Here is a 10,077-nt window from a genome sequence, read left to right on the forward strand (position 1 = left end):
GTCCGAGGGCAAGGACACCACCGTCATCTATGTCTGGGACATTTACGACCCCTCGGGGAACCGCCTGCATCGCATCAACGGCCAGCAGAAAGCGCCCACGGTCGGCAGCGGCGAGGGCTGGCCCGCGGTGGCACCCGCGACCATGCACGCCATCGCCGACCAGACGATCGACCAGTTCGCCGCGTGGCTCGGCAGCGGCGGCGCCGGTTGACCGTACGGTAGCCGGCCGAACTGTTGCCGGCCAAACTGTTGCCGGCTTGCGATGTTTTGCTTGTTTGTTGCAGTCGCCGAAGGGATTCCCGATAACGAGGCTTGCAATACCGGCGCGGGCCGCTAAAAGCCCGCTTAAAAGGCTCGTTGAGAGTCTCTCGGGTCTCTCCATCCTTCACCAGGAACGGTGCATGAAGCTTTTCGCGGGCAATTCCAACCGGGTGCTGGCCGAAGCGGTCGCTCGCTATCTCAACGTCCCGCTAGGGAAGGCCAGCGTCAGGCGCTTCGCCGACCAGGAAATCTTCGTCGAGATCCAGGAAAACGTGCGCGGCGAGGATGTCTTCATCCTGCAGTCCACCTCTTATCCGACCAACGACCATCTGATGGAACTGCTCATCATGATGGACGCCTTCATGCGGTCCTCGGCGCGACGCATCACGGCGGTCATCCCCTATTTCGGCTATGCAAGGCAGGACCGACGCGCCTCCGGCCGCACGCCGATCTCGGCCAAGCTGGTCGCCAACATGATCACCCGCGCCGGCGCCGACCGCGTGCTGACGCTCGATCTGCATGCCGGCCAGATCCAGGGTTTCTTCGACATCCCGACCGACAATCTGTTCTCGGTGCCGGTGATGGCCCGCGACGTGAAGGCCAAGTACAAGCAGCTCGGCAATGTCGTGGTCGTGTCGCCCGACATCGGCGGCGTGGTGCGGGCGCGCGCGCTGGCCAAGCGTTTCGACGCGCAGCTGGCCATCGTCGACAAGCGCCGCGAGCGCCCCGGTGAATCGGAAGTCATGAACATCATCGGCGCGGTCGCCGGCAAGGATTGCCTGCTGATCGACGATATCGTCGATTCCGGCGGCACGCTTTGCAACGCGGCCGACGCGCTGCTCGCCAACGGCGCGACGTCCGTCACCGCCTACATCACCCATGGCGTGCTGTCGGGCGGCGCCGTCGCCCGTATCGCCGGCTCGAAGCTGCAGGAGCTGGTGATCACCGATTCCATCCAGCCGACGCAGGGCGTGCTCGACGCACCGAACATCCGCGTCATCTCGATCGCTGACCTGATGGGCGAGGCGATCTCACGCACGGCGACGGAAGAGTCGGTCTCGAGCCTGTTCGACTAGAGCGTTTCACCGTTTTACGGAAACGGCGAACCGCTCTATCTCTTTGTTTTTGCGCAATTCCGGACGGAAAACCGCTCACACTTTTCCTGGAATTGCTCTAGTCGATTGCGATGGGCGCGTAACGCAGCAGCGTCACGCCTTGTGCAAGGCGCTCCGTGCCGAGCGGCTTCAACGCCAGCGACAGGCCGGACTGGAAATACGGCTTGCCGCCGCCGAGCACGACTGGATGCATATAGAGCCGGTATTCGTCGATCAGCCCCGCGCGCGCAAGGTGCCCGGCAAGCTCGGCGCCGGAAACGGAAATCTCGCCGTCCATGTCCGCCTTGAGCGACCTTGCCACCGCCTCGGCATGCTCCTTCACCAGACGGGCATTTGGCCCGACTTCCTGAAGCGTGGTCGAAAACACGATCTTCGGCGTTTCACGCCAGGCGTGGGCAAAATCCCGCTCGACCTCCTCGGCGGCGATCTCACGCTCCGGGCTGTCCCAGAAGCGCATGGTCTCATACATCCGGCGTCCGCAGAGCGCGATCGACGTCCGCCGCATCTCGTCGTTGAAATGCTGATGAAGTTCCTCTTCGGGGACCGGCAGGTCGATGTCTCCGCTCGAGCCGGCGATGTAACCATCGAGCGATGTCAGCATGGCATAGACGATCGTCGCCATAGCGTTCCTCCGATTTCGCGCCCCCGCAAAGAATCATATCTGATTGCAACTTGCAACCAGAAGTCTGGGTGGAACCACCAAGAGATGCGATGCCTCGAGCCGATGCCGCGGCTCGGTTTCACGCAGCAAGCGGGCCGCCTGCGCGGCGCGGGTTTTCACCGGCATCGCGCGCGCCGCGCATATAGCCGCGCGGCGAAGCGCCGAGCATGCGCTTGAACATGGTGGTGAAGGCCGGCACGCTGTCATAGCCGAGATCGAGCGCCACCCTGGTGATCGGCTCGCCATCGGCGAGCCTTGGCAGCGCGGCGAACAGGCAGGCCTGCTGGCGCCAGGTCGAAAGCGACAGCCCGGTCTGGCGCTGGAAAGCGCGGGTGAAAGTGCGCCGGCTCATGCCTGCGGCATCCGCCCACTCGTCGATCGTAGCGTGCGGCGAAGGAGCCGCCACGAAGCGCCTGCAAAGCGCCGCGAGCTTCGGATCGGACGGGAAAGGCAACCCAAGCGGGCGTTCTGGCAGGTTCGGGATTTCGTGCAGCAGCAGTCCCATGACCAGCGCTGCCCGCCCTTCGATCTCGCCGCCTTGCGGCAGTTTCTCCGATTCAACGATCAGGCTGTGCATCAGCTCGGTGATGCCGACGACGCGCAATCCCTCCGGCAGACCGGCAATGGCATCAGGCATCACATAGACCGAGCGCATCGAGACGTCGCCCAGCATCTCGACCGAATGCTCGGTGCCGGCCGGTATCCACATCGCATGGTCGGGCGGCACCATCCAGCGCCCGTGCTTCGTCGTCACCAACACCACCCCCACCAGAGCATGCAAAAGCTGGCTGCGGCTGTGGCGGTGTTGCGGCACGTGATAGCCGTCTGGATATTCGGTCGGCAGCGCCACCGCCGGCCCGACGGCCTCCTCCAGCCACTGCCAGCGGCTTTCATGCAGCCGGCCCAGCTCGGTGGCGTCGCCCCTGAAGATTTCCCGGCCATGCGGCATCGGATGTGGCCCACTTGCGAAACTATTGGACCAAACCACGAAAGAAGTCGCCATTCAAGCCGATTATAAGGCAAGCGTCCTATCCCATGAGACTGCTGCGGTTCGCCGCCAAAAAGACTACGGAGCATTGCCTTGACTGATACGACCGCCACATCCGTCGCCACGCCGGCGACGGCAAGCAGCGCCTCGGCGCAAGCGACGGTCTTTGCCGTCATCCTTTCGATGAGCTTCTGCCACGGCATCAATGACATCATGCAGTCACTGCTGCCGGCGATCTATCCGCTTCTTAAAGAGAACTACGGTCTCGATTTCTGGCAGATCGGCCTTCTGACCTTCACCTTCCAGGTCACGGCCTCGCTGCTGCAACCGGTGATCGGCATGATCACCGACAAGCGGCCAATGCCCTATTCCTTGCCTTGGGGCATGGCTTCGTCGCTGGTCGGCCTGATCGTGCTGGCCTATGCCGGCCACTATGTGCTGCTTCTGGTCGGCGCCTCGCTGATCGGCATCGGCTCGGCGATCTTCCATCCGGAATCCTCGCGCATCGCCCGCTTCGCCTCGGGCGGCCGCTTCGGCCTTGCGCAGTCGCTGTTCCAGGTCGGCGGCAATTTCGGCCAGTCGATGGGTCCGCTGCTTGCCGCCTTCATCGTCGTGCCCTTCGGCCAGACCAGCATCTCCTGGTTCGCCATCGGCTCGCTGATCGGCATCTTCGTGCTGTGGCAGGTCGGCGGCTGGTACAGCCGCATGCGCGCCTCGCAGGCCACCCGCAAGCAAGTCGCCCAGGTGTCGCCCTTTCCGCGCAAGAATGTGATGGGCGCGCTCGCCGTGCTGACGCTGCTGGTGCTGACCAAGAACGCCTATATCGCCTCGCTGTCCAGCTACTACACCTTCTATTCCATCCACAAGTTCGGCGTCTCGGTGCAGACGAGTCAGATCATGCTTTTCCTGTTCCTCGGCGCATCGGCGCTGGGCATCCTGCTTGGCGGTCCGTTCGGCGACCGTTATGGCCAGAAGGCGATGATCTGGTTCTCGATCGTCGGCGTGCTGCCCTTCACGCTGGCGCTGCCCTACGCCAATCTGGAATGGACGATGGTGCTCACCGTGCTGATCGGCCTGATCCTGTCGTCGGCCTTCTCCAACATCGTGGTGTTCGCGCAGGAGCTGGTTCCGGGCCGCGTCGGCACGATCGCCGGCATCTTCTTCGGCTTCGCCTTCGGCATAGGCGGCATCGCCGCCGCGGTGCTCGGCGTCATCGCCGACGTGAAGGGCATCGATTTCGTCTTCCAGGTCTGCTCGTATCTGCCCTTCCTCGGTCTGCTGACGGTGTTCCTGCCCAATATGAAGGAAGCGCGAAGGGCCTGATTGCCCGGGTACTCCGAACGGCCTCCGAAGATCGAAGCACCCGCCGCCTGGCGGGTGCTTCGTGTTTGGCAACCTGCTTCAAGCCTTGAAGAAGGCCAGCAGGTCGGCGTTGATGACATCCGCATGGGTCGTCGCCATGCCGTGCGGGAAGCCCTTGTAGACCTTGAGCTCGCCCTTCTTGAGCAGCTTGACCGAAAGCAGAGCGGAGTCCGCGATCGGGACGATCTGATCGTCGTCGCCATGCATGACCAGCACTGGCACGTCGATCTTCTTCAAATCCTCGGTGAAGTCGGTTTCCGAGAAGGCCTTGATGCAATCGTAATGCGCCTTGGTACCGCCCATCATGCCCTGGCGCCACCAATTGTCGACAACGCCTTGCGAGACCACCGCGCCCGGACGGTTGAAGCCATAGAACGGCCCGGCCGGCACATCGCGGAAGAACTGGGCGCGGTTGGCTGCCTGGGCGGAACGGAAGCCATCGAACACCTCGATCGGCAGGCCGCCTGGATTGGCGTCGCTCTTCAGCATGATCGGCGGCACCGCCCCAATCAGCACGGCCTTGGCGACACGACCACCGCCGCCATATTGGGCGACGTAGCGCGCCACCTCGCCGCCGCCGGTCGAATGACCGACATGGATCGCGTTCTTAAGATCGAGATGCGCCACGAGCGCCGCTACATCGGCGGCATAGGTGTCCATCTCGTTGCCGGTGTCCGTCTGGGTCGAACGGCCGTGTCCACGCCGGTCATGCGCGATGACGCGGTAGCCCTTCGACAGGAAGAACAGCATTTGGGCGTCCCAGTCATCGCTGCTCAATGGCCAGCCATGGTGGAAGACGATCGGTTGGCCGGTCCCCCAGTCCTTGTAGAAGATCTGCGTGCCGTCCTTGGTGGTGATCGTGCCACTGCCGATCTTGGTCTGCGAAGCTTCAGTCATCTCTATCTCCTTTGTAATTTTCGCAATAAATAATATCACGATAACGATATGGGTACCGCCATCGAGCCGGCTTGTCCATAGAAATATGTATCACGATAACATTTTCCGTGGTACATAATCGTTGCTCAGTCGGCAAAAGGATCGTGCCGTGCCTCTTCCCTTGGACAATCAGCTCTGTTTCACGCTTTACGCGACCAGCATGACAATCAATCGTACCTACAAACCGATGCTGGACGAAATGGGCATCACCTATCCGCAATATCTCGTGCTCAATGCGCTGGGCGAGGCTGACGGCATGTCGGTGGGCGGCATCGCACACCGGCTCGCTTTGGAATCGAGCACCATCACGCCTCTGGTGAAGCGAATGGAACAGGCCGGCCTCGTCACTCGCCAGCGCAGCCAGGCCGACGAGCGCCAGGTGCAGGTCGACCTGACGCCTAGCGGACGAGCCCTGCTCGTCCAGTGCAATTGCCTGAACGAGACCCTGATCGAGCGCTCGGGCATGACGTTGGCCGAGCTCGATGCCTTGAACCGGCAAATCCAGGCGCTGCGCGACGCGCTGAATGGCGGCCAGGCAGACGACGCCTAGCGTCCGGAATCGCGCAAAAGCTGGGTCACGCCTCGATCTTCACCGGCGCCAGCGGCGGTGCCTCCAACCCCTGGAACGGGTCGCGCCAGGCGTCGATCGCCTCCAGCCGGCCGTACCAGCGGCGTGTCGCCGGATAGTCGTCGAGCGGCAATCGGGCGGCGTCGTTGAAGGGCAGGAATGTCGCCATGCGGAAATCGGCATAGGAGATGGAATTGCCGACCAGCCAGTCGCGTCCGGAAAGCTCGGGCTCCAGGATCGCCGCGGCGCTATGGAATTGCCTCAACCCCTCCTCGACCAGCGCCTGATCGATGGGACCGATCCCATAGCGCTGCTTGGTCCCGCGCTCGAAATGCACCATGTCGCACGCGAAGGCGAACCGTTCCTTGCCCCAGCTTAGCCAGCGGATCATGTCCGGCTCGTCGTTCCCGCTACGCCAGAAATCGGAGCGAACGTCGCGGGACAGCCGGCAGGCGATGGCATCGGCCTCCCAAAGGCTCCAGCCCGGACCGACCAGGATCGGCAAGGTCAGATTAGGGTTGAGCGCCCGGTAGTGCTCGGCCTGCCCCGGCGCCGTGGGCGATGCGTATTCGAACGCGATCTCTGCCTTGAGATGGCGCGCCGTGGCGACAGCGAGGCGAGGATTTGGATTGCGGCTGAACAGGAGTTTCATTTGCGTCCCCACGCGTTTTCGGGTGTCTGCCCCAGGACGATTGAAACCCGCCCGATCCTACATTCACACATCTCATGTCGCCGAGACCGATCTCGCCCGCTGGATGAAAAATTCCCGTCGCGGGCGCTTGCGGCACGACAAAAGGTCTGCTTCGTTCAATCGACGTCAGATTTTAGCAATTCGGCCAGTTCCGGGAGATTGGCATGTACAGGATGGTCGTGGCCGCGTTGGGCCTGCTCCTTTCCGCTTTGCCGGTTTCGGCGAAGATTGTCCCGTTCCCTCACGGCTTCAAGACACAGACGATCGAGACCAACCGCACCAGCCTTCATGTCCGCGTCGGCGGACAAGGCCCGGCCGTCATCATGCTGCACGGCTTTGGCGACAGCGGCGACATGTGGGCGCCTGTCGCGGCGAAGCTGATGAAAGATCACACCGTGATCGTGCCCGATCTGCGCGGCATGGGGCTGTCGGCGCATCCCGACACCGGTTACACCAAGAAGAACCAGGCCCTCGATATCGCCGGCATCCTCGACCATCTGAAGATCGACAAGGCGGATCTCGTCACACACGACATCGGTAACATGGTGGGTTACGCCCTCGTCGCACAGTATCGCGACCGCATCACCCGCTGGGTCGTCATCGACGCGCCGCTGCCCGGCATCGGCGACTGGGACAACATCATCCGCCTGCCGCTGTTGTGGCACTTCAATTTCCGCGGTCCCGACATGGAGCGTCTGGTCGCCGGGCGCGAACGCATCTATCTCGACCGCTTCTGGAACGAGTTGTCCGGCGATCCCAAGAAGATCGACGAGGCCACCCGCGCGCATTATGCCGCGCTTTATGCGCGTCCCCACGCCATGCACGATGCGTTCGAGCAGTTCGCCGCCTTCAGCCAGGATGCCACGGACAACAAGGAATTCCTCGCCAAGGGCGGCAAGGTCGCCATGCCGGTTCTGGCCGTCGGTGCGGAGAAGTCTTTCGGCGCGGCGCAGGCCGACGATCTGCGTTTCGTCGCCAGCAATGTGACGGCCGGCATCGTGCCCGGCTCCGGCCACTGGATCATGGAGGAAAATCCCGACGCGACCGTCAAGCTGATCCTGGACTTCCTCGCCAAATAGCGCTGATGCCGACAGGCCTTTGGGCACGGCTGGGGAAATCGCCAATACGGCGTCCTTCTCCAATTCTACGAATGTCCTTCATGGTCGCCTCGGTAAAGCCGGCCCATGCCGGCACGAGCATCGTTTGAAGCCCTGGCGGGCAGCGCCGAGGCCTACCGCCGTTGATCTTGCGCCCTTGCCCGCCTTCCGCTATAGAGCCGCCACCCGCGTAGACACCCTTGGAGGCAACGCGGAGGAAGGCCGGCCAGGCCTCGCATGATTCCAACGCATTTGGATTGCCAAACGCATCGGACGGATCGTGCAAGGCCGCGACGGCTTTCGACGTTTACGGTCGGGCTTACGCCGACCGCGAGCGCTCCACAACACGCGAAAGGAAATGCCATGAGCCACGATGCTTATGAGCTCAAAGCCGAAGCGCGCGAACAGGTCGGTAAGGGGTCCGCCCGTGCAGTTCGCCGCAACGGTAAAGTGCCTGCAGTTATCTACGGCGACAAGCAGCCTCCCCTGGCGATTGCGCTGAACTACAAGGACATCTTCTACAAGATCCATGGCGGCGGGTTCCTGACCACGGTCGCCACGATCGATGTCGACGGCAAGAAGATTCAGGTCCTGCCGAAGGACTTCCAGCTCGACCCGGTCAAGGATTTCCCTGTCCATGTCGACTTCCTGCGCATCGGCAAGGACACCGAGGTCAATGTCGACGTGCCCGTCCACTTCATCAATGAGGACAAGTCGCCCGGCATCAAACGCGGCGGCGTGCTCAACATCGTTCGCCACGAAGTCGAGTTCCACTGCCCGGCCAACGCGATCCCGGAATTCATCACCGTCGATCTCGCCGGCACCGACATCGGCGACTCGATCCACATCTCGGCGGTCAAGCTGCCGGCCGGCGTCAAGCCGGTCATCTCCGATCGCGACTTCACCATCGCGACCATTGCCGGCTCGTCGGCCATGAAGCCGGAGACGGAAGCCACCACCGAAGTGGCGGCGACCGAGACGGCGGCCCCGGCGGCCGAAGAGAAGTAACCTATTTCTGCATCCGGAGGCGGCGATGCTTGTCTTTGCAGGCCTCGGCAATCCGGGCGCGAAATACGAAAACAACCGGCACAATGTCGGCTTCATGGCGGCGGACGCGATTGCCCGCCGCCATTCCTTTTCGCCCTGGTCGCGAAAATTCCAGGGCCTGATTTCGGAAGGCACGCTCGGCGGCGAGAAGGTGCTGCTGATCAAGCCGCAGACCTTCATGAACCTTTCCGGACAGTCGGTGGGCGAAGCGCTGCGCTTCTACAAGCTCGAGCCGTCCGCGCTCACCGTCTTCTACGACGAGATCGACCTTGCCGCCGGCAAGCTCAGGGTCAAGGTGGGCGGCGGCTCCGGCGGCCATAACGGCATCCGCTCGCTCGATCAGCATGTCGGCAATGCCTATCGCCGGGTGCGCATCGGCGTCGGCCACCCCGGCGTCAAGGAGATGGTGCACGGCCATGTGCTCGGCGATTTCGCCAAGGCCGATCGCGAATGGCTGGATGTCCTGCTGGACGCAATCGCCGACGATGCCGCTCTGCTCGCCAAGGGCGACGACAATTCCTTCATGAACCGCGTCACGCTCGCCTTGCGTGAAAAACTCGTGCCGACCGGCGATGAGGACCGCCCGCCGCCCAAACCGCCGAAGCAGCAAAGCCATGTTCGCCAGGCGCGCCCGCAGCAGCCGGCGGCAAAGCTTCCCGAGAGCGGCCCGATGGCCGCCATGCTGAAGAAGCTGTTCAGCAAGGAGTGAGCGCCGAACGAACGGGCGCCTGGGGCTTGACGTTCGTCACCGCTATCGCCCATAGCCCTCAGCAAAATCGAATTCCGACGGGACTGGACGAACATGGGTTTCAAATGTGGCATCGTTGGCTTGCCCAACGTCGGCAAGTCGACGCTGTTCAATGCGTTGACCAGGACGGCCGCCGCGCAGGCCGCCAACTATCCTTTCTGCACCATCGAGCCGAACACCGGCGAGGTGGCGGTGCCGGATCCGCGCCTGCAGAAGATCGCGGCGATCGGCAAGTCGAAGGAGATCATCCCGACCCGCATCTCCTTCGTCGACATCGCTGGTCTGGTGCGCGGCGCCTCCAAGGGCGAAGGGCTGGGCAACCAGTTCCTTGCCAATATCCGCGAGGTCGACGCGATCGTGCATGTGCTGCGCTGCTTCGAGGATGACGACATCACCCATGTCGAGGGTCGCATCGATCCGGTCGCCGACGCCGAGACGGTCGAGACCGAGCTGATGCTTGCCGACCTCGAAAGCCTCGAGCGCCGCATCGCCCAGGTCCGCAAGCGCGCCGCCGGCAAGGACAAGGAAGCCATGGCCGTCCTGCCGATGATGGAGGCGTCGCTCGAACTGCTGCAGGCCGGCAAGCCGACGCGCTTCCTGCTC

Annotated in this window: 11 protein-coding genes and 1 pseudogene; 8 read left to right on the forward strand and 4 right to left on the reverse strand. The window is 63.0% G+C overall.

The genetic code is table 11. The features are described 5' to 3' along the window. Both EOA27_RS09030 and EOA27_RS09035 read left to right on the forward strand, forming a co-directional pair. Nucleotides 1-211 (forward strand): annotated as a pseudogene (locus tag EOA27_RS09030) (hypothetical protein); the annotation flags it as partial. Nucleotides 212-401: 190 nt separating this feature from the next. After that, nucleotides 402-1,337: a ribose-phosphate pyrophosphokinase gene (locus EOA27_RS09035; protein ID WP_126081663.1), complete on the forward strand. Its 936-nt coding sequence runs from the start codon at nt 402-404 to the stop codon at nt 1,335-1,337. A 97-nt stretch (nt 1,338-1,434) separates the two neighbouring features. Here the strand turns inward: EOA27_RS09035 and EOA27_RS09040 are convergent, their stop codons facing one another. Then, a complete protein-coding gene (locus EOA27_RS09040; RefSeq protein ID WP_126081662.1) occupies nt 1,435-1,998 on the reverse strand; it encodes a dihydrofolate reductase family protein in 564 nt (187 codons plus the stop codon). 118 nt (nt 1,999-2,116) lie between these two features. Continuing rightward, nucleotides 2,117-2,986, reverse strand: coding sequence for a helix-turn-helix transcriptional regulator (locus EOA27_RS09045; RefSeq protein ID WP_126081661.1), 870 nt, complete (start codon nt 2,984-2,986; stop codon nt 2,117-2,119). Between the two features lie 132 nt (nt 2,987-3,118). Between EOA27_RS09045 and EOA27_RS09050 the strand changes: the two genes are divergently transcribed. Further along, nucleotides 3,119-4,348, forward strand: coding sequence for an MFS transporter (locus EOA27_RS09050; RefSeq protein ID WP_189561989.1), 1,230 nt, complete (start codon nt 3,119-3,121; stop codon nt 4,346-4,348). Between the two features lie 78 nt (nt 4,349-4,426). Here the strand turns inward: EOA27_RS09050 and EOA27_RS09055 are convergent, their stop codons facing one another. Further along, nucleotides 4,427-5,284 (reverse strand): alpha/beta hydrolase, encoded by an 858-nt coding sequence (locus tag EOA27_RS09055; protein WP_126081659.1) that lies wholly within the window; start codon nt 5,282-5,284, stop codon nt 4,427-4,429. Between the two features lie 148 nt (nt 5,285-5,432). Here EOA27_RS09055 and EOA27_RS09060 point away from each other — a divergent pair, with 148 nt between their 5' ends. Beyond that, nucleotides 5,433-5,873, forward strand: coding sequence for a MarR family transcriptional regulator (locus EOA27_RS09060; protein ID WP_126081658.1), 441 nt, complete (start codon nt 5,433-5,435; stop codon nt 5,871-5,873). A 25-nt stretch (nt 5,874-5,898) separates the two neighbouring features. Here EOA27_RS09060 and EOA27_RS09065 read toward each other — a convergent pair whose 3' ends face one another. Next, complete coding sequence (locus EOA27_RS09065) at nt 5,899-6,543, reverse strand: glutathione S-transferase family protein (RefSeq protein WP_126081657.1); 645 nt, start codon at nt 6,541-6,543, stop codon at nt 5,899-5,901. A gap of 203 nt (nt 6,544-6,746) precedes the next feature. Between EOA27_RS09065 and EOA27_RS09070 the strand changes: the two genes are divergently transcribed. From EOA27_RS09070 to EOA27_RS09085, 4 genes are all read left to right on the forward strand, one after another. Next, nucleotides 6,747-7,661, forward strand: a complete 915-nt coding sequence (locus EOA27_RS09070) for an alpha/beta hydrolase (protein ID WP_126081656.1) — start codon at nt 6,747-6,749, stop codon at nt 7,659-7,661. 381 nt (nt 7,662-8,042) lie between these two features. Continuing rightward, nucleotides 8,043-8,687, forward strand: coding sequence for a 50S ribosomal protein L25/general stress protein Ctc (locus EOA27_RS09075; protein WP_126059761.1), 645 nt, complete (start codon nt 8,043-8,045; stop codon nt 8,685-8,687). A 25-nt stretch (nt 8,688-8,712) separates the two neighbouring features. Continuing rightward, nucleotides 8,713-9,435: an aminoacyl-tRNA hydrolase gene (gene pth, locus EOA27_RS09080; RefSeq protein ID WP_126081655.1), complete on the forward strand. Its 723-nt coding sequence runs from the start codon at nt 8,713-8,715 to the stop codon at nt 9,433-9,435. 93 nt (nt 9,436-9,528) lie between these two features. Beyond that, nucleotides 9,529-10,077, forward strand: a 549-nt coding sequence (locus tag EOA27_RS09085) for a GTPase (RefSeq protein ID WP_127255980.1), incomplete at its 3' end; no start/stop codon positions are given.

Origin of the sequence: Mesorhizobium sp. M2A.F.Ca.ET.037.01.1.1 (assembly GCF_003998075.1) — a bacterium.
Lineage (GTDB): Bacteria > Pseudomonadota > Alphaproteobacteria > Rhizobiales > Rhizobiaceae > Mesorhizobium.

Bases quoted from the DNA above. Each gene is read 5' to 3' on its own strand.
- EOA27_RS09065 (WP_126081657.1), bottom strand. From the start codon at position 6,543: ATGAAACTCCTGTTCAGCCGCAATCCAAATCCTCGCCTCGCTGTCGCC.
- EOA27_RS09070 (WP_126081656.1), top strand. From the start codon at position 6,747: ATGTACAGGATGGTCGTGGCCGCGTTGGGCCTGCTCCTTTCCGCTTTG.
- EOA27_RS09040 (WP_126081662.1), bottom strand. From the start codon at position 1,998: ATGGCGACGATCGTCTATGCCATGCTGACATCGCTCGATGGTTACATC.
- EOA27_RS09075 (WP_126059761.1), top strand. From the start codon at position 8,043: ATGAGCCACGATGCTTATGAGCTCAAAGCCGAAGCGCGCGAACAGGTC.
- EOA27_RS09035 (WP_126081663.1), top strand. From the start codon at position 402: ATGAAGCTTTTCGCGGGCAATTCCAACCGGGTGCTGGCCGAAGCGGTC.
- EOA27_RS09045 (WP_126081661.1), bottom strand. From the start codon at position 2,986: ATGCCGCATGGCCGGGAAATCTTCAGGGGCGACGCCACCGAGCTGGGC.
- pth (WP_126081655.1), top strand. From the start codon at position 8,713: ATGCTTGTCTTTGCAGGCCTCGGCAATCCGGGCGCGAAATACGAAAAC.
- EOA27_RS09055 (WP_126081659.1), bottom strand. From the start codon at position 5,284: ATGACTGAAGCTTCGCAGACCAAGATCGGCAGTGGCACGATCACCACC.